The organism is Amycolatopsis sp. TNS106 (genome assembly GCF_019330265.1).
In the GTDB taxonomy this organism is placed as follows: Bacteria; Actinomycetota; Actinomycetes; order Mycobacteriales; family Pseudonocardiaceae; genus Amycolatopsis; species Amycolatopsis lurida.
This window is the reverse complement of record NZ_CP024972.1, coordinates 5,665,444-5,687,218: the sequence shown is the minus strand read 5'-3', so window position 1 is coordinate 5,687,218 and position 21,775 is coordinate 5,665,444. Positions and strand designations below refer to the sequence as shown.

General features: G+C 66.8%; 36 protein-coding genes. 32 read left to right on the top strand and 4 right to left on the bottom strand.

Features of this window, described 5'->3' with window-relative positions:
• The first annotated feature begins 33 nt into the window (after positions 1-33).
• From CVV72_RS25725 to CVV72_RS25710, 4 genes are all read left to right on the top strand, one after another.
• A complete protein-coding gene (locus tag CVV72_RS25725) occupies positions 34-258 on the top strand; it encodes a hypothetical protein (RefSeq protein ID WP_219146133.1) in 225 nt (74 codons plus the stop codon).
• Between the two features lie 26 nt (positions 259-284).
• Positions 285-518, top strand: a complete 234-nt coding sequence (locus CVV72_RS25720; protein ID WP_219146132.1) for a hypothetical protein — start codon at positions 285-287, stop codon at positions 516-518.
• Between the two features lie 55 nt (positions 519-573).
• Positions 574-1,059, top strand: a complete 486-nt coding sequence (locus CVV72_RS25715) for a hypothetical protein (RefSeq protein ID WP_219146131.1) — start codon at positions 574-576, stop codon at positions 1,057-1,059.
• Positions 1,060-1,131: 72 nt separating this feature from the next.
• Positions 1,132-1,632, top strand: coding sequence for a GNAT family N-acetyltransferase (locus tag CVV72_RS25710; RefSeq protein ID WP_219146130.1), 501 nt, complete (start codon positions 1,132-1,134; stop codon positions 1,630-1,632).
• A 4-nt stretch (positions 1,633-1,636) separates the two neighbouring features.
• Here the strand turns inward: CVV72_RS25710 and CVV72_RS25705 are convergent, their stop codons facing one another.
• From CVV72_RS25705 to CVV72_RS25690, 4 genes are all read right to left on the bottom strand, one after another.
• A complete protein-coding gene (locus CVV72_RS25705; protein ID WP_219146129.1) occupies positions 1,637-2,242 on the bottom strand; it encodes a hypothetical protein in 606 nt (201 codons plus the stop codon).
• Positions 2,243-2,245: 3 nt separating this feature from the next.
• Positions 2,246-3,433: a hypothetical protein gene (locus CVV72_RS25700; protein ID WP_219146128.1), complete on the bottom strand. Its 1,188-nt coding sequence runs from the start codon at positions 3,431-3,433 to the stop codon at positions 2,246-2,248.
• Between the two features lie 15 nt (positions 3,434-3,448).
• Positions 3,449-3,808, bottom strand: coding sequence for a hypothetical protein (locus CVV72_RS25695; protein WP_219146127.1), 360 nt, complete (start codon positions 3,806-3,808; stop codon positions 3,449-3,451).
• A gap of 127 nt (positions 3,809-3,935) precedes the next feature.
• On the bottom strand, positions 3,936-4,496 hold the full coding sequence (locus CVV72_RS25690; RefSeq protein WP_219146126.1) for a YbaB/EbfC family nucleoid-associated protein: 561 nt from the start codon (positions 4,494-4,496) through the stop codon (positions 3,936-3,938).
• A 325-nt stretch (positions 4,497-4,821) separates the two neighbouring features.
• Here CVV72_RS25690 and CVV72_RS25685 point away from each other — a divergent pair, with 325 nt between their 5' ends.
• The 28 genes from CVV72_RS25685 (at position 4,822) to CVV72_RS25550 (ending at position 21,555) form a co-directional block, all read left to right on the top strand.
• Positions 4,822-4,968 carry a hypothetical protein gene (locus CVV72_RS25685; RefSeq protein ID WP_219146125.1) on the top strand — a complete coding sequence of 49 codons (147 nt, stop codon included), beginning with the start codon at positions 4,822-4,824 and terminating at the stop codon, positions 4,966-4,968.
• A gap of 407 nt (positions 4,969-5,375) precedes the next feature.
• Positions 5,376-5,750, top strand: coding sequence for a 30S ribosomal protein S12 (gene rpsL / locus CVV72_RS25680; protein ID WP_003102113.1), 375 nt, complete (start codon positions 5,376-5,378; stop codon positions 5,748-5,750).
• Entirely contained in the window at positions 5,750-6,220 is a 471-nt protein-coding gene (rpsG, locus tag CVV72_RS25675; RefSeq protein ID WP_007031033.1) for a 30S ribosomal protein S7, read from the top strand. The genes rpsL and rpsG overlap by 1 nt, the downstream gene beginning before the upstream one ends.
• Positions 6,221-6,283: 63 nt before the next feature.
• Complete coding sequence (gene fusA, locus CVV72_RS25670) at positions 6,284-8,383, top strand: elongation factor G (protein WP_125679956.1); 2,100 nt, start codon at positions 6,284-6,286, stop codon at positions 8,381-8,383.
• A gap of 124 nt (positions 8,384-8,507) precedes the next feature.
• Complete coding sequence (tuf, locus tag CVV72_RS25665) at positions 8,508-9,701, top strand: elongation factor Tu (protein WP_034304241.1); 1,194 nt, start codon at positions 8,508-8,510, stop codon at positions 9,699-9,701.
• Positions 9,702-10,111: 410 nt separating this feature from the next.
• Positions 10,112-10,417 (top strand): 30S ribosomal protein S10, encoded by a 306-nt coding sequence (rpsJ, locus tag CVV72_RS25660; protein WP_003102098.1) that lies wholly within the window; start codon positions 10,112-10,114, stop codon positions 10,415-10,417.
• A gap of 34 nt (positions 10,418-10,451) precedes the next feature.
• Positions 10,452-11,102, top strand: coding sequence for a 50S ribosomal protein L3 (gene rplC / locus CVV72_RS25655; protein WP_007031036.1), 651 nt, complete (start codon positions 10,452-10,454; stop codon positions 11,100-11,102).
• Positions 11,103-11,104: 2 nt separating this feature from the next.
• The gene (rplD, locus tag CVV72_RS25650; RefSeq protein ID WP_034304244.1) at positions 11,105-11,791 is read left to right on the top strand and encodes a 50S ribosomal protein L4; all 687 of its coding nucleotides are present in this window, start codon (positions 11,105-11,107) and stop codon (positions 11,789-11,791) included.
• Positions 11,788-12,099 carry a 50S ribosomal protein L23 gene (gene rplW, locus CVV72_RS25645; protein ID WP_126733348.1) on the top strand — a complete coding sequence of 104 codons (312 nt, stop codon included), beginning with the start codon at positions 11,788-11,790 and terminating at the stop codon, positions 12,097-12,099. The genes rplD and rplW overlap by 4 nt, the downstream gene beginning before the upstream one ends.
• A gap of 16 nt (positions 12,100-12,115) precedes the next feature.
• Complete coding sequence (rplB, locus tag CVV72_RS25640) at positions 12,116-12,949, top strand: 50S ribosomal protein L2 (protein WP_005166779.1); 834 nt, start codon at positions 12,116-12,118, stop codon at positions 12,947-12,949.
• A gap of 18 nt (positions 12,950-12,967) precedes the next feature.
• On the top strand, positions 12,968-13,249 hold the full coding sequence (gene rpsS, locus CVV72_RS25635) for a 30S ribosomal protein S19 (protein ID WP_003102083.1): 282 nt from the start codon (positions 12,968-12,970) through the stop codon (positions 13,247-13,249).
• A 29-nt stretch (positions 13,250-13,278) separates the two neighbouring features.
• Positions 13,279-13,704 carry a 50S ribosomal protein L22 gene (gene rplV, locus CVV72_RS25630; protein ID WP_219146124.1) on the top strand — a complete coding sequence of 142 codons (426 nt, stop codon included), beginning with the start codon at positions 13,279-13,281 and terminating at the stop codon, positions 13,702-13,704.
• Positions 13,704-14,561 (top strand): 30S ribosomal protein S3, encoded by an 858-nt coding sequence (gene rpsC, locus CVV72_RS25625; RefSeq protein ID WP_016331091.1) that lies wholly within the window; start codon positions 13,704-13,706, stop codon positions 14,559-14,561. Before rplV ends, rpsC begins: the two co-directional genes overlap by 1 nt.
• Before the next feature lie 3 nt (positions 14,562-14,564).
• Complete coding sequence (gene rplP / locus CVV72_RS25620) at positions 14,565-14,984, top strand: 50S ribosomal protein L16 (protein WP_005166782.1); 420 nt, start codon at positions 14,565-14,567, stop codon at positions 14,982-14,984.
• Positions 14,984-15,232, top strand: a complete 249-nt coding sequence (rpmC, locus tag CVV72_RS25615; RefSeq protein WP_007031040.1) for a 50S ribosomal protein L29 — start codon at positions 14,984-14,986, stop codon at positions 15,230-15,232. Before rplP ends, rpmC begins: the two co-directional genes overlap by 1 nt.
• Positions 15,229-15,510: a 30S ribosomal protein S17 gene (gene rpsQ, locus CVV72_RS25610; RefSeq protein WP_007031041.1), complete on the top strand. Its 282-nt coding sequence runs from the start codon at positions 15,229-15,231 to the stop codon at positions 15,508-15,510. The genes rpmC and rpsQ overlap by 4 nt, the downstream gene beginning before the upstream one ends.
• A 79-nt stretch (positions 15,511-15,589) precedes the next feature.
• Positions 15,590-15,958, top strand: a complete 369-nt coding sequence (gene rplN / locus CVV72_RS25605) for a 50S ribosomal protein L14 (RefSeq protein WP_005166785.1) — start codon at positions 15,590-15,592, stop codon at positions 15,956-15,958.
• Between the two features lie 3 nt (positions 15,959-15,961).
• Complete coding sequence (gene rplX, locus CVV72_RS25600; RefSeq protein ID WP_005166786.1) at positions 15,962-16,276, top strand: 50S ribosomal protein L24; 315 nt, start codon at positions 15,962-15,964, stop codon at positions 16,274-16,276.
• Positions 16,277-16,278: 2 nt separating this feature from the next.
• Positions 16,279-16,842 carry a 50S ribosomal protein L5 gene (gene rplE / locus CVV72_RS25595; RefSeq protein ID WP_007031042.1) on the top strand — a complete coding sequence of 188 codons (564 nt, stop codon included), beginning with the start codon at positions 16,279-16,281 and terminating at the stop codon, positions 16,840-16,842.
• Between the two features lie 4 nt (positions 16,843-16,846).
• Positions 16,847-17,032, top strand: a complete 186-nt coding sequence (locus CVV72_RS25590) for a type Z 30S ribosomal protein S14 (RefSeq protein WP_005166789.1) — start codon at positions 16,847-16,849, stop codon at positions 17,030-17,032.
• 80 nt (positions 17,033-17,112) lie between these two features.
• On the top strand, positions 17,113-17,511 hold the full coding sequence (gene rpsH / locus CVV72_RS25585) for a 30S ribosomal protein S8 (protein ID WP_007031043.1): 399 nt from the start codon (positions 17,113-17,115) through the stop codon (positions 17,509-17,511).
• Positions 17,512-17,527: 16 nt separating this feature from the next.
• Positions 17,528-18,067, top strand: a complete 540-nt coding sequence (gene rplF / locus CVV72_RS25580; RefSeq protein ID WP_005166793.1) for a 50S ribosomal protein L6 — start codon at positions 17,528-17,530, stop codon at positions 18,065-18,067.
• A gap of 2 nt (positions 18,068-18,069) precedes the next feature.
• A complete protein-coding gene (rplR, locus tag CVV72_RS25575) occupies positions 18,070-18,468 on the top strand; it encodes a 50S ribosomal protein L18 (protein ID WP_007031045.1) in 399 nt (132 codons plus the stop codon).
• Between the two features lie 34 nt (positions 18,469-18,502).
• Complete coding sequence (rpsE, locus tag CVV72_RS25570; RefSeq protein ID WP_007031046.1) at positions 18,503-19,147, top strand: 30S ribosomal protein S5; 645 nt, start codon at positions 18,503-18,505, stop codon at positions 19,145-19,147.
• 1 nt (position 19,148) lies between these two features.
• Positions 19,149-19,334 carry a 50S ribosomal protein L30 gene (gene rpmD / locus CVV72_RS25565; RefSeq protein ID WP_007031047.1) on the top strand — a complete coding sequence of 62 codons (186 nt, stop codon included), beginning with the start codon at positions 19,149-19,151 and terminating at the stop codon, positions 19,332-19,334.
• A complete protein-coding gene (rplO, locus tag CVV72_RS25560; RefSeq protein ID WP_034304258.1) occupies positions 19,331-19,777 on the top strand; it encodes a 50S ribosomal protein L15 in 447 nt (148 codons plus the stop codon). The genes rpmD and rplO overlap by 4 nt, the downstream gene beginning before the upstream one ends.
• A gap of 324 nt (positions 19,778-20,101) precedes the next feature.
• The gene (locus tag CVV72_RS25555; protein WP_255632258.1) at positions 20,102-20,872 is read left to right on the top strand and encodes a hypothetical protein; all 771 of its coding nucleotides are present in this window, start codon (positions 20,102-20,104) and stop codon (positions 20,870-20,872) included.
• A 50-nt stretch (positions 20,873-20,922) separates the two neighbouring features.
• Positions 20,923-21,555, top strand: a complete 633-nt coding sequence (locus CVV72_RS25550; RefSeq protein ID WP_219146123.1) for a LysE family translocator — start codon at positions 20,923-20,925, stop codon at positions 21,553-21,555.
• Positions 21,556-21,775: the final 220 nt, after the last annotated feature.

The following is a 21,775-nucleotide window of genomic DNA, read 5'->3' as shown; positions in this document are numbered from 1 at the left end:
TCCGATTTCACCGAAAGAAAAGGGAGAAGAGAAATGAAACGAATCGCGGCCCGTGTGCTGCTGCCGCTCGCCGTCGCGGGCGCGCTGTCCGGACTCGCCGGCGGGGTCGCCTCGGCAGACCCCCTGCCGACCGGTGGCGGCGCTCCGGCGCTCTGGCTGATCCCCGGCGTCGACCTCGGCGGACCGCTCGGCCCGACCGTTCCCCTGCCCACCGACCTCCTCGCCCCGATCTACGGGCTCATCACCCCGATTTCGTAAAACCGTTACCAGCAAAGGAGAATCTCATGAAGAAGACCTTCGTCCGCATGGTCACCGGCGCGGCGCTCGCCGGTCTCGTCGTGCTCGGCTCGGCCGCCCCGGCGCTCGCCGCGCAGGACGCCCCGAACGATGTCGTGGTCGTCGACGAACCGGACACGAGCGATCTCAACAACATCTGGACGTTCGCGCCGCTCGGCGTCCCGGTGCTGGGCCTCATCCAGTCCCTCAACGGCGTCCCCGGCCGGTTGCTGCCGTCCTGACTTCCGCGGCGGCGCGGCTCTCGGGCCGCGCCGCCGCTTTCGGCGAGGAGAACCGATGGCCGACAGACAACTGATCGGGCGTATCGCCATCGCGGGGATCGTGGTGGCCGCGCTCGCGACCTGTGTGGTGCTGCTCAACGGCGGTGAGGAGCCGCAGGCCGAAACCGTGGCCGTGGTCGGCGAGCCGACCGAGGCAGGGCCGTCGCGGGGGCCGGATCGCACGATCACGCGGACGCTCAGCCAGCCGCAGCCGGTGTCGAACGACTGGCGGATCGCCTACGAGCTGGCCGGGGTGGGGACCGCGACCGTGGTCTACGACTCGAACGGGCTGGGGCTCGTGCACCAGGAGTCGCAGGTGAGGCTGCCGTGGCGCAAGGAGCTCACGTGGAAGAACACCGGCACCCCGCCGACTGTCCGGCTGATGGGGCAGGGCGAGGGCGCCGTCGAATGCCGGGTGGCCGTGGGCGGCGCCGTCGTCACCTCGGAGAAGTCGGCACCGGGCGAGGTCGCCACCTGCGCCGGCCGCCTCACCCCCTCCTGACCTGCGTTTAGCCCCCTAATCGCGATCCGGCGGCAGGCGAAAACCGGTGGCCAGGATGGGCAGAATGTAGCCATGAGCTGGATCTTCGAAGTCACCCCCGTCGATCACCCCGACGCCGCCCAGCTGCTGCGCGAGTATTTGGACGAGATCGCGTCCCGCTACTACGAGCGCCAGGTCACCGAGGACGAGCTTGACGCCCTGATCGAGGAGCAGCACAGCAGGGACATGGTCCCGCCGACCGGCGCCTTCCTCCTCGCGTGGCGCGACGGGGTGCTCGCGGGCTGTGCCGGGCTCCGGGTGATGACGCCCGAGATCACCGAACTCAAACGCGTCTTCCTGCGGAAGTCCGAACGCGGCAAGGGCGGCGCGGCGCTGCTCGTGGCCGCCGCCGAAGACGTCGCCCGCGGCCTCGGCGCCACGCTGATCCGCCTCGACACCCGCGACGACCTCGTCGAGGCGAGGGCCCTGTACGCGCGCCTCGGCTACGAGACGGTCGAGCCCTTCAACGACGACCCCTTCGCCCACCACTACTTCGCGAAGTCCCTGGCCCCGGCCGTGCCGGATCGCGTTTAGCCCGCTAAACGCGATTGAGGGGTACCTGGCCGGCGACGTCGGTCAGGTAGTCCAAGGTGCGCAGGAGCCGGGGCCCGCTCGGCAACGACTTCGGCACCACCGCCACCGTCCGGCCGGACGTGTGGAACTCGCGGCACCGGCCGACGTTCGCCAGCAGCCATTCGCGGACCTCGGGACGCAGCACGAATCCGGGATTCGAACAGTCCACTTCGGAGCCGCTGATCGAGAGCGTGCAGTCGGGCATGGCCGTCCCCACCTCGACGTGCACGACCGTCCGCAGCGAACCGGACTCCCGGGTGCCGTCCTGCCGGAACCCGGCGCCCGGCTGGTGGTACCGGTAGACGCCGAAGGGCACCCCTCGGTGGGTGCCCACCACGGCCTGGTCGATCGACTCGCCCGTCCGCCGCAACGGGGCGGGCGCCCGGCCGCGGCCTGCTTGCTCGTGCCGCCCACCCGAGGACCCGAGCCGGGCACCGCTGAAGAAGTCCCAGCCCCGTTCCTTGGCCAGCTTGGCCAGCCCGCGTTTCTTCGCCGCCCCGGCGGCGATCCACCAAGCGGCCAGCGCGAGAGGCAACGCCACCGCGACGATGGCAACGATCCACGCGGTCACGGCTCAGAAGTCCAGGTTGTCGCTGGTCTCCTCGGTCGTCTGCTCGTCGTCACCCACGGAACCGTACTCGCCGGCCTTGATCCCGCCCGACGTGTACGTGCCGACCTTCCCGGTGACACCGGCCGCGACCTCGCCCTTTTCCCGGCCTGTCTCCGGCGTCTTCCAGCTGCCGTCCGGATTCGTGGCCTTGCCGAGCCCGACGGTGTTCAACGCGGCCTTCTTCGTGGCCGACGTCATCCGCTCACCGAACCCGTCCGCGAGCCTGCCGCCCATGGCGCCGTCCTTCGAGGCGAACTTGCCCCACGCGGACGCGCCCGGCCCCGCCGCCAGCTGCCCGGTGGCCTTGTTGTGGGCCATCAGGTCCTTGTAGTTGCCCTTCCACTTGCCGAAGAACTCCTTGAGCTTGCCGAGGAACTGCTTGATCTTGTCGAGCAGCTGGCGAAGCTTGTTCAGGAACTTCTGCACCTTCGACGTCGTGGAGACCGCGCGGGTGGCCGTCAGCCCGCCCGCCGTCGCCGTCGAGCCGCCGCAGGTCGGGACGGCCGCGGCCAGCGCGGGGATCCAGATCATGACCAGCCAGGTGATGAACTCGGTGAGGATCGCCTTGATGAACTCCTCGATCACCGTCATCACCATGCTGGAGATCTGCAGCAGTTGCGCGATGTCCCCGGCCTGTGCCGCGATCCCGTCGATGCCCTGCCCGAACTTCGCCAGTTTCTCGCCGGCCGCGTTCGCCGCGTCACCGTCCCATTGGGACAGTGACTGCACCGCGTTGTCGGTGAATTCCTTGCTGTACTTCTGCAGCCAGACACCGATGTTGTTGAAGTTGCTCGCCGCGTTCGACAACGCCGGACCGTCGCCGCTGACCATGTGGATGGCGTCCTGGATCGGCTGGCACACGTTCATCAGGAAGCTGAGCCCCTGGCCGACCAGCCAGCCGATCGGATCGCTCGCGATATCCGCGACGCCGGCGCAGGAGCTGATGAAACCGGCGCCGCTGGCGGCGATGGTGCCGATGTCGCTCGCCTGGAAGCCGTCCGCGGTCGCGCTCTTGACCGTGTTGAAGGTGCTGACCCCGCTGCCGAGCGGACCGGGCAGTGACGTCAGCACCTTGTCCGTGCGGATGACGTCCGGGTTGTAGTCGTTGATCTTGATGCCGGTGTGCTCGCCGGTGATCTTCTGGTCGGCCACGATCGTGCCCCCTTGTTACTTGGCCGGTCCGATTTTCGGTGTCCGCGAGTGCGCGGGCTGCTCGAGCATCTTGAGGATCTCGTTGAGCGACTTGACGTTGTCCTCTTCGTTGCGCTCGTAGATGGTGGCCGCGCTGCCGAGCTTCTCCGACGCCGCGGTCAGCCCCGCCGACATCTCGATCAGCAGATCCTGCAGGTCGGTGAGCATCCCCGTGTATTCGTTCTTCACGAACAGGCCGACCACGCCCCAGGATTCGTCACCGACGTCGGACTGCTGCACCAGCCGCCCCACCTCGGCCGGGACCCGGACGTCCTGCGCGAGCTTGCCCGAGTAAGTGCGCAGAGCGTTGATGACCACCGCGTGTCCCTCGCCCATCAGTGACCCTCCTCAAGCACCTTTCCGGTGCGGATCGTCGTGATCGGCCCCTTGGACCCGGAGGCGCCGCGCCCGGTTCCCTGGACCTTCGAATCGCGTTCAGCCCGCTAAAGGCGATCGGCGCCGCTCATCGGTCGTCCTCGTCGAACAGGTTCTTCAGGAAACGGTCGCCGTCGGAGGCGGCGGCCGGCGGCGGGGTGGGCTGCTGCGGTTCCGCTTCGGACCGCAGGACCGAACGCTCGGAGTAGTCGTCGGGCTGCTCGGCCCGTTCCCGTGCGGGCGCGTCCTCCATCTGCGCCTTCAGGTCCTCGACCGTGGTCCCGAACAGCTCCGCCTGGGTCTCCAGCACCTGGTCGACGAGGTGGAGGTCCTCACCCATGTGCTCTTCGACGATGGTGGCCTGCTTACGGGCCGCTTCGGCCACGGCCTGCTGGATGGTCGACATCAGCGCGGCCGAGAGGCCCTCGGGACGCTGACGCAGGGCCTCTTCGGTGAACCGGACGTCCATGATGGCGCCGCCGGGGCCCGCCACCACGGTCACCGAACGGTCGGGCGATGTCGCCGTCGCCTCGAGCCTGCTCAGCTCGTCCTGCATTCCGCCGATGTTCGCCAAGCGATCGTCGACGTTCTGAAGCTTGGACTGGAACTTGTCGAATTCCGCGACCAGCTGTTCGAACTCGGCCGACATGGAACCTCCCGTGCCTTACGTGTGACCGGTGTCATCGTGACCTATTCACGGGTTCGACGCGACGCCATCGGTCCTGGATCCACCCCGGCACGTCTATGGGAAAACGTCCTCCTCCAGGCTTCTCCGCCGCAGCCCAGAGCGCGTTCAGCCCGCTGAACGCGCTCTGGGGCAGTCGTCCCGGTACTCAGGTCGAATGTCCTGAAAGGGGCGTGGAAGGCCTTCCGGTACCGGTGTCCTTTCCGGATCCATCCGGCTCCCCTGACCGGGGAATAGGTAGCGTGGTCCGCCGAGCAGGGCGGTATCGGTACGAACGAGGGGAGGCGTCGTGGACGCCGAGCAGAAGGAAAGCAGCGAAGAACCCAGGCGGGGGAGTCACGCGGCGCCGGAGGGGGCACCCGTGCATCCGTTGATCGACCTCTCCCGGGACCCGCATCCGGGCCGGGCGGATCACGCCAAGCCCGACGAGGACTGAGGCCTCTGCCGGAGGGCGACGCCAAGCCCCGCGAGGGAATGGTCCTCTACCGGGAGGGACGATGCCGGGGCCGACGGGTGAAGGAACAGCCCGAAACGCCGTTCCATCAGGGTCGCCGCGGCGTGGCGCCCGGCACGATATAGTTATCGACCCCCCGATTTGGCCGGTCCGGAAGTGGCCGGGTATCTTTGGAGACCGTGCCCGGCAGGCGTCGGGCCGTCCCGTGTGCCGTGCGGCATGGACGGGGTGCTCAGGCATCCGGTCCGAAGGCTTCGCCCACGCGGGATCCGACGGAAAATCCCTACGGGAAGTTACCGGTCGCAAGACCGTGACGCGGGCCGACACGCCCGACCGCGGGGGCCGGAGACAACACGTAGTAGCAAGATCGCGAACAGAAAGCTGGTCCATTGCCCACGATCCAGCAGCTGGTCCGTAAGGGCCGCCAGGACAAGGCTGCCAAGCAGAAGACCGCGGCCCTCAAGGGGAGCCCGCAGCGGCGTGGCGTGTGCACTCGCGTGTACACCACAACCCCCAAGAAGCCGAACTCGGCGCTTCGCAAGGTCGCTCGTGTGAAGCTGACCAGCGGCATCGAGGTCACCGCCTACATTCCCGGTGAAGGCCACAACCTGCAGGAGCACTCGATGGTGCTCGTGCGCGGTGGTCGTGTGAAGGACCTGCCGGGTGTCCGTTACAAGATCATCCGCGGTTCCCTCGACACCCAGGGTGTCAAGAACCGTAAGCAGGCGCGCAGCCGGTATGGCGCGAAGAAGGAGAAGAGCTAATGCCCCGCAAGGGTCCGGCCCCGAAGCGGCCGCTGATCTCTGACCCCGTCTACGCATCCCCGCTGGTCACCCAGCTGGTGAACAAGGTGCTGAAGGACGGCAAGCGGTCCCTGGCCGAGCGCATCGTCTACGGCGCCCTCGAAGGCGCTCGCGAGAAGACCGGCACCGACCCGGTCGTCACGCTGAAGCGCGCCCTCGACAACGTGAAGCCCACCATCGAGGTGAAGAGCCGCCGCGTCGGTGGTGCCACCTACCAGGTGCCGATCGAGGTCAAGCCGGGACGCTCCACCACGCTCGCGCTTCGCTGGCTGGTCTCCTTCTCGCAGGCTCGTCGCGAGAAGACCATGATCGAGCGTCTGCAGAACGAGCTCCTCGACGCGAGCAACGGCCTCGGCGCCAGCGTGAAGCGGCGTGAGGACACGCACAAGATGGCCGAGTCCAACAAGGCCTTCGCGCACTACCGCTGGTGATATCCGCCCGGCTGCCGATCAAAGCCTTGCCGGGCCCCAATTTTGAGACAGGGGAACACTCTCGTGGCACGTGAAGTGCTGACCGACCTGAACAAGGTCCGCAACATCGGCATCATGGCCCACATCGACGCCGGTAAGACCACCACCACCGAGCGGATCCTGTTCTACACCGGGGTCAACTACAAGATCGGTGAAGTCCACGATGGCGCCGCCACCATGGACTGGATGGAGGAGGAGCAGAAGCGGGGTATCACCATCACCTCGGCTGCCACCACCACTTTCTGGGCCGATCACCAGATCAACATCATCGACACCCCGGGCCACGTCGACTTCACCGTCGAGGTGGAGCGTTCGCTCCGCGTGCTCGATGGTGCCGTCGCCGTCTTCGACGGCAAAGAGGGTGTCGAGCCGCAGTCCGAACAGGTCTGGCGTCAGGCGGACAAGTACGAGGTTCCTCGTATCTGCTTCGTCAACAAGATGGACAAGCTCGGCGCGGACTTCTACTTCACCGTCCGCACCATCGAGGAGCGCCTCGGCGCCCGCCCGCTGGTCATCCAGCTGCCGATCGGCGCCGAGAACGAGTTCGAAGGCGTCGTCGACCTGGTCCGCATGAAGGCGCTGACCTGGCGCGGCGAGGTCCAGAAGGGCGAGGACTACGCCGTCGAGGAGATCCCGGCCGAGCTCGCCGACAAGGCGGCCGAGTACCGGGAGAAGCTGGTCGAGGCCATCGCTGAGACCGACGACTCCCTGATGGAGAAGTTCCTCGAGGGCGAGGAGCTGTCCGAGGCCGAGATCAAGGCCGGTATCCGGAAGCTCACCGTGAACCGCGAGGCGTACCCGGTGCTCACCGGTTCCGCGTTCAAGAACAAGGGCGTCCAGCCCATGCTCGACGCGGTCATCGACTACCTTCCGTCGCCGCTGGACGTCCCGGCCGTCGAGGGCACGCTGCCCGACGGCGAGACCGTCGTGTCGCGCAAGCCGTCGACCGAGGAGCCCTTCTCCGCTCTGGCGTTCAAGATCGCCGCGCACCCGTTCTTCGGCAAGCTGACCTACATCCGGGTGTACTCGGGCAAGGTCGCCTCCGGCGCGCAGCTGATCAACGCCACCAAGGAGCGCAAGGAGCGCATCGGGAAGCTCTTCCAGATGCACTCCAACAAGGAGAACCCGGTGGACGAGGCCCAGGCGGGCCACATCTACGCGGTCATCGGCCTGAAGGACACCACCACCGGTGACACCCTCGCCGACCCGCAGAACCCGGTCGTCCTCGAGTCGATGACGTTCCCGGCGCCGGTCATCCGCGTCGCGATCGAGCCGAAGACCAAGGCCGACCAGGAGAAGCTGTCCCTGGCGATCCAGAAGCTGGCCGAAGAGGACCCGACGTTCCAGGTCAACCTGGACGAGGACACCGGTCAGACGATCATCGCGGGTATGGGCGAGCTGCACCTCGAGGTGCTGGTCAACCGCATGAAGTCCGACTACAAGGTCGAGGCGAACATCGGTAAGCCGCAGGTCGCCTACCGCGAGACGGTGCGCAAGACGGTCGAGAAGCTCGACTACGTGCACAAGAAGCAGACCGGTGGTTCCGGTCAGTTCGCGAAGGTCATCGTCAAGCTCGAGCCGCTCGAGTCCACCGACGGTGCCCTCTACGAGTTCGACAACAAGGTCACCGGTGGCCGCGTGCCGCGGGAGTACATCCCGTCGGTCGACGCGGGCGCGCAGGACGCCATGCAGTACGGCGTGCTGGCCGGCTACCCGCTCGTCGGGTTGAAGTTCACCTTGTTGGACGGCGCGTACCACGAGGTCGACTCTTCGGAAATGGCCTTCAAGATCGCCGGCTCCATGGCGATGAAGGAAGCCGCGAAGAAGGCCGGTCCGGTCATCCTCGAGCCGCTGATGGCCGTCGAGGTCACCACGCCCGAGGACTACATGGGCGATGTGATCGGCGACCTCAACTCCCGCCGTGGCCAGATCCAGGCCATGGAGGAGCGCGCCGGTACCCGTGTCGTCAAGGCACTGGTCCCGCTGTCGGAGATGTTCGGTTACGTCGGCGACCTGCGTTCGCGTACGCAGGGACGTGCCAACTACTCCATGGTGTTCGACTCCTACGCCGAGGTTCCCGCGAACGTCGCGAAGGAAATCATCGCGAAGGCGACGGGGGAGTAGTTCCCGTCCGCTCGCGGGCATAAGGAACACTCCTGAACGTCCGCAGCATCCGTCAAGAAACGAATCCCCGTCCGACAGCCACGTTGGCCGGTGAGTAAGCAAAACAGTCCAGGAGGACATTCCAGTGGCGAAGGCGAAATTCGAGCGGACCAAGCCGCACGTCAACATCGGGACCATCGGTCACGTCGACCACGGTAAGACCACTCTGACCGCGGCGATCACCAAGGTTCTGCACGACAAGTACCCCGAGCTGAACACGGCGTCGGCGTTCGACCAGATCGACAACGCGCCGGAAGAGAAGCAGCGCGGTATCACGATCAACATCTCGCACGTCGAGTACCAGACCGAGAAGCGTCACTACGCCCACGTGGACGCCCCCGGTCACGCGGACTACATCAAGAACATGATCACCGGTGCGGCGCAGATGGACGGCGCGATCCTCGTGGTCGCGGCGACCGACGGCCCGATGCCGCAGACCCGTGAGCACGTGCTGCTCGCGAAGCAGGTCGGCGTGCCCTACATCGTGGTCGCGCTGAACAAGGCCGACATGGTCGACGACGAGGAGATCCTGGAGCTCGTCGAGCTCGAGGTCCGCGAGCTGCTGTCCTCCCAGGACTTCCCTGGTGACGACGCTCCGGTCGTCAAGGTCTCCGGCCTGAAGGCCCTCGAGGGCGACGCCAAGTGGGGCGAGAGCGTTCTCGAGCTCATGGCGGCCGTCGACGAGAACGTGCCCGACCCGGTGCGTGAGCTCGACAAGCCGTTCCTGATGCCGATCGAGGACGTCTTCACGATCACCGGCCGTGGCACGGTCGTGACCGGCCGTATCGAGCGTGGCCGCGTCAACGTGAACGAAGAGGTCGAGATCGTCGGCATCAAGGAGAAGTCGACCAAGACCACCGTCACCGGTGTCGAGATGTTCCGCAAGCTGCTGGACACCGGCGAGGCGGGCGACAACGTCGGTCTGCTGGTCCGCGGTATCAAGCGCGAGGACGTCGAGCGCGGCCAGGTCGTCGTGAAGCCGGGCACCACCACCCCGCACACGGAGTTCGAGGGCTCGGTCTACATCCTGTCGAAGGACGAGGGTGGCCGTCACACCCCGTTCTTCAACAACTACCGCCCGCAGTTCTACTTCCGTACCACGGACGTGACCGGCGTCGTCACCCTCAAGGAGGGTGTCGAGATGGTCATGCCGGGCGACAACACGGACATCAGCGTCGTGCTGATCCAGCCGGTCGCCATGGACGAGGGCCTGCGTTTCGCCATCCGTGAGGGTGGACGGACCGTCGGCGCCGGCCAGGTCACCAAGATCATCAAGTGATTTAACGCCGACCCGGGGGTCTGATACACCCCCGGGTTCAAGGCGTCAAATCACGTGTGCAACACTATTCAGGTTGCTCGTCCTGGGGCGGCCGAACTCGTTCTTCTTCGGAAGGCAGGTTCCGGCCGCCCTGGTATGAGCGGCCACGGTCCGCGGAGCACTTCCTTCGGGTGAGGCTAGCGGGCAAGGGCGTTTGAGACGGCGATCCAAGCTTTTCCGCCGGCTCGATGCCTCCTCACGTTGAGGAAGACCAGGCAAGACGAAGATCCCGCGGGATCCGTCTGTGCGTCGGGCACGACACGCCCGACCGCGTGGACCGGGGACAGGGCCGTTGAACTGGGAAAACCTCAGTCGGACTGAGGTTTGAAAAGACAAAAGCGGCACGAGACGACAAGGAACGAGCAGCCACCATGGCGGGACAGAAGATCCGCATCCGGCTCAAGGCCTACGACCACGAGGCGATCGACACCTCGGCGCGCAAGATCGTCGAGACGGTCACGCGCACCGGCGCCCGTGTTGTCGGGCCGGTGCCGCTGCCCACCGAGAAGAACGTTTACTGCGTCATCCGCTCGCCGCACAAGTACAAGGACTCGCGCGAGCACTTCGAGATGCGCACGCACAAGCGTCTGATCGACATCCTCGACCCGACGCCGAAGACGGTCGACGCGCTCATGCGCATCGACCTGCCGGCGAGCGTCGACGTCAACATCCAGTAGCAGCGGCTGGCGAGCGGCGGAGAGTAAGAGACTCATGTCTGACAGGCAAGTGAAGGGCATCCTGGGCACCAAGCTCGGCATGACCCAGGTCTTCGACGAGAACAACCGGGTCGTCCCGGTGACCGTCGTCCAGGCCGGGCCGAACGTGGTCACCCAGGTTCGGACCCAGGAGAACGACGGCTACAAGGCCGTGCAGCTGGCTTTCGGCGCGGTCGACCCGCGCCGGGTGAACAAGCCGCGCACCGGCCACTTCGACAAGGCGAGCGTGACCCCGCGTCGTTACCTTGCGGAGCTGCGTACCACCGACGCCGAGACCTACGAGGTCGGCCAGGAGATCACCGCCGAGGTGTTCGAGGCCGGTATCGAGGTCGACGTGACCGGTACCAGCAAGGGCAAGGGCTACGCCGGTGTCATGAAGCGTCACGGCTTCAAGGGCCAGGGCGCGAGCCACGGTGCCCAGGCCGTGCACCGCAAGCCCGGCTCGATCGGTGGCTGCGCCACCCCGGGCCGCGTCTTCAAGGGCCTGCGCATGGCGGGCCGGATGGGCAACGACCGGGTCACCACGCAGAACCTGACCGTGCACGCGGTGCGTGCCGAGGACGGCCTGCTGCTGATCAAGGGCGCCGTGCCCGGTCCCAAGGGCGGCCTGCTGTTCGTTCGCAGCGCCGCGAAGGGTGGTAACTGAACATGACCAGCGTCGAGCTGAAGACCCCGGCCGGTAAAGCCGACGGCACGGTCGAGCTCCCCTCGGAGATCTTCGACGTGCAGGCCAACGTGCCCCTCATGCACCAGGTCGTGGTGGGCCAGCTGGCCGCCGCTCGCCAGGGCACGCATGACACCAAGACCCGCGGTGAAGTCCGCGGTGGTGGCAAGAAGCCGTACCGCCAGAAGGGCACCGGCCGCGCCCGCCAGGGTTCGACCCGTGCGCCGCAGTTCACCGGTGGTGGCGTCGTCCACGGCCCCACGCCGCGTGACTACACCCAGCGCACCCCGAAGAAGATGAAGGCCGCCGCCCTGCGTGGCGCCCTCTCCGACCGGGCCCGCGCCGGACAGCTGCACGTCGTCACCGAACTGGTGACCGGCGAGAAGCCGTCCACCAAGTCCGCCAAGGCCGCCATCGCCGCGGTGACCCAGGCCAAGCGCGTTCTCGTGGTGCTGCACCGCGACGACGAGCTGAGCTGGAACTCGCTGCGGAACCTGGCCGAGGTCCACATCATCACGCCCGACCAGCTCAACACCTACGACGTGTTGGTCAACGACGACGTGGTGTTCACCAAGGCCGCTTACGACGTGTTCGTCGCCGGCCCCGTCCGGGGCAAGGGCGCGAAGGCTTCGGCCCGGTCGAGCGAGGTTGAAGGGAGTGACGAGCAGTGAGTGCGATCGCCATCCCCGATCCCCGCGACATCTTGCTCGCGCCGGTGATCTCCGAGAAGTCCTACGGGCTGCTCGAAGAGCACAAGTACACGTTCATCGTCCGCCCGGACGCCAACAAGACCCAGATCAAGATCGCGGTCGAGAAGGTGTTCGGCGTCAAGGTGGTCAGCGTCAACACGGCCAACCGCCAGGGCAAGCGTAAGCGGACTCGCGCCGGCTTCGGCAAGCGCAAGGACACCAAGCGCGCCATCGTGACTCTTTCGGCTGAGAGCAAGCCGATCGAGATCTTCGGCGGACCCACCGCGTAAAGGACTGAGCTGACACATGGGCATCCGCAAGTACAAGCCGACGACCCCGGGTCGTCGCGGTTCCAGCGTCTCCGACTTCGCCGAGATCACTCGGTCCACCCCGGAGAAGTCGCTGCTGCGTCCGCTGAGCAAGTCCGGCGGCCGTAACTCCAGCGGCAAGATCACCACCCGCCACAAGGGCGGTGGCCACAAGCGTGCGTACCGGCTGATCGACTTCCGCCGGAACGACAAGGACGGCGTTCCCGCCAAGGTCGCGCACATCGAGTACGACCCCAACCGGTCCGCTCGTATCGCGCTCCTGCACTACGCCGACGGCGAGAAGCGCTACATCATCGCCCCGGAGAAGCTCAAGCAGGGTGACACGGTCGAGAACGGCCCCCGCGCCGACATCAAGCCGGGTAACAACCTGCCGCTGCGCAACATCCCGGTCGGCACCGTGATCCACGCGATCGAGCTCCGCCCCGGTGGCGGCGCGAAGATGGCGCGGTCCGCCGGTGCCAAGGTGCAGCTGGTGGCGAAGGACGGGCCGTACGCCCAGCTTCGTCTCCCGTCGGGCGAGATCCGCAACGTCGACGTGCGCAACCGCGCCACCATCGGCGAGGTCGGCAACTCCGAGCACTCCAACATCAACTGGGGCAAGGCGGGCCGTAACCGCTGGCGCGGCAAGCGCCCCACCGTCCGTGGTGTCGTCATGAACCCGGTCGACCACCCGCACGGTGGTGGTGAGGGTAAGACCTCCGGTGGTCGCCACCCGGTGAACCCGAACGGAAAGCCCGAAGGCCGCACCCGCCGCCGCAAGGCCTCCGACGCCATGATCGTCCGCCGCCGGCGTACCGGCAAGAAGCGCTGAGCAGGGAGGTAGAAGAACATGCCACGTAGCCTCAAAAAGGGCCCCTTCGTGGACGACCACCTGCTCAAGAAGGTGGACGCTCTCAACGAGTCGGGCAAGAAGACCGTGATCAAGACGTGGTCGCGTCGTTCCACGATCATCCCGGATTTCCTGGGTCACACGATCGCGGTGCACGACGGCCGCAAGCACGTCCCGGTGTTCGTCACCGAGGCGATGGTGGGTCACAAGTTGGGCGAGTTCGCCCCGACTAGGACCTTCAAGGGCCACATCAAGGACGACCGCAAGTCGCGCCGCCGCTGAGCGGGCACGAGAGAACAAGGAAGCTAGCGATGAACGCCCAGAACGACGTGGCCGAGGCTTTGCCGACGGCTTACGCGCGGGCTCGCTTCGTCCGGGACTCGCCTACCAAGGTGCGCCGGGTGATCGAGCTGATCAAGGGACGTAGCGCCGCCGACGCCTTGGCCGTGCTCCAGTTCGCCCCGCAGGCGGCAAGCGAGCCGGTCGCGAAGGTGCTCGCCAGCGCCGTGGCCAACGCCGAAAACAACCTCGATCTCGACCCGGACACCCTCTGGGTCAAGAACGCCTACGCCGACGAGGGCCCGACCCTCAAGCGCATCCGTCCGCGGGCCCAGGGCCGCGCGTACCGGATCCGCAAGCGGACGAGCCACATCACGGTTGAGGTCGAGTCCCGTCCCAAGGCCGAGACTGTGACTCGCAAGAAGGCACAGGGCAAGAAGAAGGCAGGTGGCCGGTAGTGGGCCAGAAGATCAACCCGCACGGCTTCCGCCTGGGTATCACCACGGACTGGAAGTCGCGTTGGTACGCCGACAAGCAGTACGCGGAGTACGTGGCCGAGGACGTCAAGATCCGGAAGCTGCTGTCCACGGGCATGGAGCGCGCCGGGATCTCCAAGGTCGAGATCGAGCGCACCCGTGACCGGGTCCGCGTCGACATCCACACCGCCCGGCCGGGCATCGTCATCGGCCGTCGCGGCGCGGAGGCCGACCGCATCCGCGGCGCGCTGGAGAAGCTGACCGCCAAGCAGGTCCAGCTGAACATCCTCGAGGTCAAGAACCCCGAGGCCGACGCCCAGCTCGTCGCTCAGGGTGTCGCGGAGCAGCTGAGCAACCGTGTGGCGTTCCGCCGCGCGATGCGCAAGGCGATCCAGACCTCCATGCGTTCGCCGCAGGTCAAGGGCATCCGCGTGCAGTGCGGCGGTCGTCTCGGCGGTGCCGAGATGTCCCGTTCCGAGCACTACCGCGATGGCCGCGTCCCGCTGCACACGCTGCGTGCCGACATCGACTACGGCTTCTTCGAGGCCAAGACGACGTTCGGTCGCATCGGCGTGAAGGTGTGGATCTACAAGGGCGAGCTCGTGGGTGGCCTCAAGGCCAAGGAGGCGCGTGACGCCGCCGCGGCCGCCGAGCGTGCCCCGCGCCGTGACCGTGGTGACCGCCCGTCCCGACCGCGCCGTTCCGGCTCGTCGGGCACGACGCCGACCTCGACCGAAGCCGGCCGGGCGGCCGCCGCCGCGAAGAGCGACGACGCCCCCAAGGGTGGCACCGCCACCGAGGCCCCGGCTGCTGAGACTGCAGAAAAGACGGAGGGCTGACACGTGCTCATCCCGCGCAGGGTCAAGCACCGGAAGCAGCACTCCCCGAAGCGCCACGGTGCCGCCAAGGGCGGTACGAAGGTGAACTTCGGCGAGTACGGCATCCAGGCGCTTGAGCACAGCTACGTGACCAACCGGCAGATCGAGTCCGCTCGTATCGCCATGACGCGTCACATCAAGCGTGGCGGCAAGGTGTGGACGACCATCTACCCGGACCGCCCGCTGACCAAGAAGCCGGCGGAAACCCGTATGGGTTCCGGTAAGGGTTCGCCCGAGTGGTGGATCGCCAACGTGAAGCCGGGCCGCGTGATGTTCGAGATCTCGTTCCCGAACGAGGAGACCGCCCGTGAGGCGCTCCGTCGCGCGATCCACAAGCTGCCCATGAAGTGCCGCATCGTGACCCGTGAAGGTGGTGAGTTCTGATGGCGAAGGCAGGTGCCGCCCAGGCATCGGAGCTGCGTGAGCTCACCGCGGAAGAGCTCGTTCTGCGTCTGAAGGAATACAAGGAGGAGCTCTTCAACCTCCGCTTCCAGATGGCGACCGGACAGCTCGACAACAACCGCCGTCTGCGCACCGTCCGCACGGACATCGCGCGGATCTACACGGTCATGCGCGAGCGTGAACTCGGCCTGTCCGTTTCCCCTGACGCCGAGAGTGAAGGTGCCGCATGAGCGAGCAGCCCAACGCTGAGGCGGCCCCCCGCAACGACCGCAAGGTCCGTGAGGGTTACGTCGTCTCGGACAAGATGAACAAGACGATCGTGGTCGAGCTCGAAGACCGCAAGAAGCACCGTCGTTACGCCAAGGTTCTCCGCAGCACCAGCAAGGTCAAGGTGCACGACGAGAACAACGAGGCGGGCGTGGGCGACCGGGTCACCCTGATGGAGACCCGCCCGCTGTCGGCGACCAAGCGCTGGCGTCTGGTGCAGATCGTGGAGAAGGCCAAGTAAGTAGGGCTCTTTTTGAGTCCCTTAGTTCCGCAAGGCTCGCGCTGAACCGCGAGAACCAGCGCGACATACAGGAGTAGACGTGATCCAGCAGGAGTCGCGGCTTCGGGTTGCCGACAACACGGGCGCGAAGGAGATCCTTTGCATCCGCGTTCTCGGTGGCTCGGGGCGGCGCTACGCGGGCATCGGCGACATCATCGTCGCCACCGTGAAGGACGCCATGCCGGCCGCCGGCGTGAAGAAGGGTGACGTCGTCAAGGCCGTCATCGTTCGCACGCGCAAGGAGCGCCGTCGTCCGGACGGTTCTTACATCCGCTTCGACGAGAACGCTGCTGTGCTCATCAAGAACGACAATGAGCCCCGCGGCACCCGCATCTTCGGGCCGGTCGGCCGCGAGCTGCGCGACCGAAAGTTCATGAAGATCATTTCGCTCGCGCCGGAGGTGTTGTAGAGCATGAAGGTGAAGAAGGGCGACACGGTCGTCGTCATCGCCGGCAAGGACAAGGGTGCCAAGGGCAAGGTCATCCAGGCCTACCCCGAGCGCGAGCGCGTGCTGGTCGAGGGCGTGAACCGGATCAAGAAGCACACGCGGATCTCCCAGACCCAGCGCGGTGCGCAGTCCGGCGGCATCGTCACGCAGGAAGCGCCCATCCACGTCTCGAACGTGATGGTCGTCGACTCCGACGGCAAGCCGACCCGGGTGGGCTACCGCATCGGCGAGGACGGCAAGAAGGTCCGGGTCTCGCGCCGGAACGGTAAGGACATCTGATCATGACCACCGCAGAGAAGATCGCCCCGCGCCTCAAGGTGCGGTACCGCGAGGAGATCAAGGGGCAGCTCCAGCAGGAGTTCTCCTTCGAGAACGTCCACCAGATCCCGGGCGTCGTCAAGGTCGTCGTGAACATGGGTGTCGGTGACGCCGCCCGTGACAGCAAGCTGATCGAAGGCGCCATCCGCGACCTGGCCGCGATCACCGGGCAGAAGCCCGAGGTTCGCAAGGCTCGCAAGTCCATCGCGCAGTTCAAGCTGCGTGAGGGCCAGCCGATCGGCGCGCGCGTCACGCTGCGCGGCGACCGGATGTGGGAGTTCCTCGACCGGCTGCTGACCATCGCGCTGCCGCGTATCCGTGACTTCCGCGGGCTTTCGCCGAAGCAGTTCGACGGCAACGGCAACTACACGTTCGGTCTCAACGAGCAGTCCATGTTCCACGAGATCGACCCGGACGCCATCGACCGCCCGCGCGGTATGGACGTCACTGTCGTCACCACCGCCAACACCGACGACGAGGGCCGCGCGCTGCTTCGCAAGCTCGGCTTCCCGTTCAAGGAGAACTGAGTCGATGGCCAAGAAAGCACTGGTCCACAAGGCCGCGAAGACGCCGAAGTTCAAGGTTCGCGGTTACACGCGTTGCCAGCGGTGCGGTCGCCCGCACTCGGTGTTCCGCAAGTTCGGGCTCTGCCGGATCTGCCTTCGCGAGATGGCACACGCGGGCGAGCTGCCCGGCGTCCGCAAGTCCAGCTGGTAAGAGTCTTTTTTAACTCCCACTTCGCCACAGGCCCCGCACGTATCGCAGGGAACCAGGGCGAGAAAGGTTGACAGGTCACCATGACGATGACCGACCCCATCGCAGACTTCTTGACCCGTCTGCGTAACGCGAACTCGGCGTACCACGACGAGGTCGTGCTTCCCCACTCGAAGATCAAGGCGAACATCGCCGAGATCCTCAAGCGCGAGGGTTACATCTCGGGCTACCGCGACGAGCCGGGCGAGAAGCACAAGAACCTCGTCGTGGAGCTGAAGTACGGCCCCAACCGTGAGCGCAGCATCGCCGGCCTCCGCCGCGTGTCCAAGCCCGGCCTGCGGGTCTACGCAAAATCGACCGAACTGCCGTCGGTTCTCGGTGGCCTCGGCGTCGCGATCATCTCGACGTCGTCCGGCCTCCAGACCGACCGTCAGGCCAAGCGAAACAGCGTGGGCGGCGAAGTCCTCGCCTACGTCTGGTAAGGAAGGGGGCAAAGACATGTCACGCATTGGAAAGCTGCCGGTCGCCGTCCCCTCCGGGGTCAAGGTGACCATCGACGGTCAGCAGATCAAGGTCGAGGGGCCCAAGGGCACCCTCGAGCACACCATCGCCGAGCCGATCACCGTGGAGCAGGCCGAAAACGGCACGCTCGAGGTCAAGCGGCCCGACGAGGAGCGCACCAGCCGTGCCCTGCACGGTCTCACCCGGACGCTGGTCAACAACCTCGTCGTCGGTGTGACCGAGGGCTACGAGAAGAAGCTCGAGATCCACGGGGTCGGTTACCGCGTGCAGGCCAAGGGCTCGGACCTCGAGTTCGCCCTCGGCTACAGCCACCCGGTCAAGATCGAGGCCCCGGAAGGCATCACCTTCAAGGTCGAGACCCCCACCCGGTTCTCGGTCTCGGGCATCGACAAGCAGAAGGTCGGCCAGATCGCCGCGGTCATCCGCAAGCTGCGCCGCCCGGACCCGTACAAGGGCAAGGGCCTGCGCTACGAGGGTGAGAAGATCCGCCGCAAGGTCGGAAAGACGGGTAAGTGATCATGAGCGACACCACTACGAAGCGCAAGCCGGTCGGCAAGGACATCTCGACCCGCCGCCGCGTCGCGAAGGCCCGTCGGCACTTCCGCCTTCGCAAGAAGATCAACGGCACGGACCAGCGTCCGCGCCTGGTCGTCAAGCGTTCGTCGCGGCACATCGCCGTGCAGCTGATCGACGACCTCGCCGGCAAGACCCTGGCGTCGGCGTCCACCCTCGAGGCGGACGTCCGCGCGCTGGAAGGCGACAAGAAGGCCAAGGCCGCCAAGGTCGGGGAACTCGTCGCCGCCCGCGCCAAGAACGCCGGTGTCTCGACCGTGGTGTTCGACCGTGGTGGCAACGCCTACCACGGCCGCATCGCGGCGCTCGCCGACGCCGCGCGTGAGGCGGGGTTGGAGTTCTGATGCAGCAGATGCTCGTGAATGGAAGGAAAGCCTGATGCCGGGACGTACACGGCAATTCGGCGGTGGCCAGGGCGGACCCGGCGGACAGGGCGGCAACGACCGCAATGACCGTCGCGACCGCCGTGACCGGCGCGACAGCGGCCGTGGCGGGGCCGGCCAGGAAAAGACCCCGCACCTCGAGAAGGTCGTGACGATCAACCGCGTCGCCAAGGTCGTCAAGGGTGGTCGTCGCTTCAGCTTCACCGCCCTGGTGGTCGTCGGTGACGGCGACGGTCAGGTCGGCGTCGGCTACGGCAAGGCCAAGGAAGTTCCCGCGGCCATCGCCAAGGGCGTCGAGGAAGCGAAGAAGAACTTCTTCCGCGTTCCCCGCGTCGCCGGCACCATCCCCCACCCGATCCAGGGTGAGGAAGCCGCCGGTGTCGTGCTGCTCCGTCCGGCCTCGGCCGGTACCGGTGTCATCGCCGGTGGCCCGGTGCGCGCGGTGCTGGAGTGCGCGGGTGTCCACGACGTGCTGTCGAAGTCGCTCGGCTCCGACAACGCGATCAACATCGTGCACGCGACCGTGGCGGCCCTGAAGGGTCTGCAGCGTCCCGAAGAGGTCGCGGCCCGCCGCGGTCTCCCGCTCGAGGACGTCGCTCCGGCTCGGATGCTGCGCCAGCGCGCGGGCCAGGGGGTCTGACATGACTCAGCTCAAGGTGACCCAGGTCAAGAGCAAGATCGGCACGAAGCACGCTCACCGCGAGTCGCTGCGCACCCTCGGGCTGCGCAAGATCCGCCAGAGCGTCGTGCGTGATGACACTCCCGAGGTGCGCGGCCTGATCCACACCGTCCGCCACCTGGTGGAGGTCGAGGAGGTCAAGGCATGACTGCCATCAAGATCCACCACCTTCGTCCGGCTCCGGGCGCGAAGCGCGACAAGATCCGCGTCGGCCGTGGTGAGGGCTCGAAGGGCAAGACCGCCGGTCGCGGTACCAAGGGCACCAAGGCCCGGAAGAACGTGCCCGCCGGGTTCGAGGGTGGGCAGATGCCCATCCACATGCGGCTCCCGAAGCTTCGCGGCTTCAAGAACCGCTTCCGTACCGAGTACCAGCCGGTGAACGTGGGCGACATCGCCCGCGTCTTCCCGGAGGGTGGCAAGGTCGGCGCCGAGGAGCTCGTCGCGAACGGTCTGGTCCGCAAGGGCAAGCTCGTGAAGGTGCTCGGCAACGGCGACGTGAACGGCGTCAAGCTGGACGTCACCGCCGACGCTTTCTCCGGCTCCGCCAAGGAGAAGCTCTCCGCTGCCGGTGGCTCCGCCACCACGCTCTGAGCTTTCTTCGCTCGCTTCACCGAAAGGCCCGCCCGGCTCCGCCCGGCGGGCCTTTCGCTTGCGCCCGGGCGCACCTGCGTTTAGCCCCCTAATCGCGATCTGGCCCCTCAGGCCGGCGCCCGCGCGCCTGACCTGCGTTTAGCCCCCTAATCGCGATCCGGGCGCGGGTAGCCCTCCCGGTACCGACCTGCGTTTCGCGGGCTAACCGCGATCCGCCGGTCGCCCAGGTGTCCGACGTCCAGATCGCGATTAGGGGGCTAAACGCAGGTCGGCCGCCAGGTCGCGGGCGTGGCGGAAGGGGGCCTGGGCTGGAAGGATCGCTAGGTGGCCATACCTCCTGGGCAGGATCCCCAGCCCTTCCGGCAGCAGCCGGACGCCCCGCCGATGGTCGTATCGGTTTCCGGGCCCATGGATCCCCCGGACGAACCGGTGCGGTCCGGTCGGCTTGAGCCCCGCAGGCTCGTCGCAGCGGGCTTGGCCGCTTTGGCCCTGGTGCTGACGCTCGTGGGCTGCTTCTTCCCGCACTTCAAGACCGAACATCGGTTCGGTTTCGACGCCAGCGACCTGCTCGTGATCGTGTTCGTGCAAGGAGCTTGGGACACGACGGCTTATCAGAGCGGCCATCCTGCCTTCATGACGTCGGCGGCGCCCATCGGTATCCCGCTCCTGGTCGCCGCGGCGCTCTTGCTGGCAGCCACGGTCGTCAGTACGCGGGTCGCCGGGCGTCAACGTCCGGGCACTTTGGACAGGTGGCTCACCACCATCGCGGCGGTGTTCCTCGCCGGAGTCGTCAGCAGCGTCGCCACGTTGGGATCCGGACGTCAGTTGGGCGACGACATGAAAGTGACCCTGACTCTCGAAGCGGGGATGTGGGCCCTCCTCGCCGCAGCCGTGGCCGCGGCGGGCGCGGCCGTCATGAGCCACCGCGTCCAGGATGACGAAGTCCCGATGAGTGGCGACCCGGGTCTCGCGGACATGCCCACGCCTAGGGACGGCATCTCCATCACGGTGCTCCCGCCGGAGCCTCAGCCGGAGAAACCGGACTATTCAGCATTCGCGCCTCCGCCGGATCCTGGCGCGAAAGAGCGCGATTAGCCCGCTAAACGCGCTCGCGGCCGCCGATACGGTGGGGGAGGAGGTGGCTGATGACTTGGGCGGCGGTGTTCTTCGGAGCGGCGGTCCTCGTGGCTTTTACGCCAGGGGCGAACAATCTGCTTGGCATGCACAACGGCATGACGCAGGGGGCCTGTAAGGGGCTTGCCGGCCTGTTGGGCCGATTGGCCGCATTCTCGGTGCTGATCGCAGCCGTCGCCGCTGGGCTCGGGCAGCTCCTCGCGGCTTCGGAGCTTGCACTCACAGTGATCAAGTGGGCCGGTGTCGCCTACCTGGTCTGGATCGGCGGACGCCTGCTGTGGTCGACGTTCGGTGCCGGGCGGACCGTGCCGGCCCAGGCGCCGCGAGGCACCGAATCCGTACCCGCGCTCCGGATCGCGAGGAAGGAATTCGTCGTCGCGATCACGAATCCGAAGGCGATCCTCATCTTCACGGCGTTCGTACCCCAGTTCATCGACGCAGCTCACGGCTCCTTTCCCAGCCAGATCGCGATTCTCGGCGCCGTCTACCTGCTCGCCGAGTTCGTGGCGGGCGCGACCTACGTCGGTGCCGGCGCGCTCGTGAAGTCGCTCAGGCTGTCCCGCCGGGTGACTCGCAACGTCGACCGGGGCACCGGCGTCGTGCTCCTCGGCATGGCGGGCGCCCTCGCCACATCGGGCTCCTGATCACGGTGCGTTTAGCCCCCTAATCGCGATCCGGCGGCCGGAAAGTGAGGTACGACAACGTGATCTGTCAAGGCTCCGGGGCGAGAAGCGCCGGTCGATCAACCCCGCGGACCAACCTTCGTCCGGAAAACCCACACGCACTGCGGACACGCCCTGTGAAGCTGTTAGAGTCGGCGACACGCTTCGGGACGAGTGTGCCCCGAAGCGTTCCTGGCTTGTG

Excerpts from the sequence above, each read along its gene's own strand:
- rpmD (WP_007031047.1), top strand. The coding sequence starts at position 19,149 with ATGACTCAGCTCAAGGTGACCCAGGTCAAGAGCAAGATCGGCACGAAG.
- rplE (WP_007031042.1), top strand. The coding sequence starts at position 16,279 with ATGACCACCGCAGAGAAGATCGCCCCGCGCCTCAAGGTGCGGTACCGC.
- rplF (WP_005166793.1), top strand. The coding sequence starts at position 17,528 with ATGTCACGCATTGGAAAGCTGCCGGTCGCCGTCCCCTCCGGGGTCAAG.
- rpsE (WP_007031046.1), top strand. The coding sequence starts at position 18,503 with ATGCCGGGACGTACACGGCAATTCGGCGGTGGCCAGGGCGGACCCGGC.
- rplR (WP_007031045.1), top strand. The coding sequence starts at position 18,070 with ATGAGCGACACCACTACGAAGCGCAAGCCGGTCGGCAAGGACATCTCG.
- CVV72_RS25695 (WP_219146127.1), bottom strand. The coding sequence starts at position 3,808 with ATGGGCGAGGGACACGCGGTGGTCATCAACGCTCTGCGCACTTACTCG.
- rplO (WP_034304258.1), top strand. The coding sequence starts at position 19,331 with ATGACTGCCATCAAGATCCACCACCTTCGTCCGGCTCCGGGCGCGAAG.
- rplV (WP_219146124.1), top strand. The coding sequence starts at position 13,279 with ATGAACGCCCAGAACGACGTGGCCGAGGCTTTGCCGACGGCTTACGCG.
- rpsS (WP_003102083.1), top strand. The coding sequence starts at position 12,968 with ATGCCACGTAGCCTCAAAAAGGGCCCCTTCGTGGACGACCACCTGCTC.
- CVV72_RS25710 (WP_219146130.1), top strand. The coding sequence starts at position 1,132 with ATGAGCTGGATCTTCGAAGTCACCCCCGTCGATCACCCCGACGCCGCC.
- rplB (WP_005166779.1), top strand. The coding sequence starts at position 12,116 with ATGGGCATCCGCAAGTACAAGCCGACGACCCCGGGTCGTCGCGGTTCC.
- rpsJ (WP_003102098.1), top strand. The coding sequence starts at position 10,112 with ATGGCGGGACAGAAGATCCGCATCCGGCTCAAGGCCTACGACCACGAG.
- CVV72_RS25590 (WP_005166789.1), top strand. The coding sequence starts at position 16,847 with ATGGCCAAGAAAGCACTGGTCCACAAGGCCGCGAAGACGCCGAAGTTC.
- CVV72_RS25715 (WP_219146131.1), top strand. The coding sequence starts at position 574 with ATGGCCGACAGACAACTGATCGGGCGTATCGCCATCGCGGGGATCGTG.
- CVV72_RS25690 (WP_219146126.1), bottom strand. The coding sequence starts at position 4,496 with ATGTCGGCCGAGTTCGAACAGCTGGTCGCGGAATTCGACAAGTTCCAG.
- rplC (WP_007031036.1), top strand. The coding sequence starts at position 10,452 with ATGTCTGACAGGCAAGTGAAGGGCATCCTGGGCACCAAGCTCGGCATG.
- rpsG (WP_007031033.1), top strand. The coding sequence starts at position 5,750 with ATGCCCCGCAAGGGTCCGGCCCCGAAGCGGCCGCTGATCTCTGACCCC.
- CVV72_RS25550 (WP_219146123.1), top strand. The coding sequence starts at position 20,923 with ATGACTTGGGCGGCGGTGTTCTTCGGAGCGGCGGTCCTCGTGGCTTTT.
- rpsH (WP_007031043.1), top strand. The coding sequence starts at position 17,113 with ATGACGATGACCGACCCCATCGCAGACTTCTTGACCCGTCTGCGTAAC.
- rplX (WP_005166786.1), top strand. The coding sequence starts at position 15,962 with ATGAAGGTGAAGAAGGGCGACACGGTCGTCGTCATCGCCGGCAAGGAC.
- rplD (WP_034304244.1), top strand. The coding sequence starts at position 11,105 with ATGACCAGCGTCGAGCTGAAGACCCCGGCCGGTAAAGCCGACGGCACG.
- CVV72_RS25720 (WP_219146132.1), top strand. The coding sequence starts at position 285 with ATGAAGAAGACCTTCGTCCGCATGGTCACCGGCGCGGCGCTCGCCGGT.
- CVV72_RS25725 (WP_219146133.1), top strand. The coding sequence starts at position 34 with ATGAAACGAATCGCGGCCCGTGTGCTGCTGCCGCTCGCCGTCGCGGGC.
- rpsQ (WP_007031041.1), top strand. The coding sequence starts at position 15,229 with ATGAGCGAGCAGCCCAACGCTGAGGCGGCCCCCCGCAACGACCGCAAG.
- rpmC (WP_007031040.1), top strand. The coding sequence starts at position 14,984 with ATGGCGAAGGCAGGTGCCGCCCAGGCATCGGAGCTGCGTGAGCTCACC.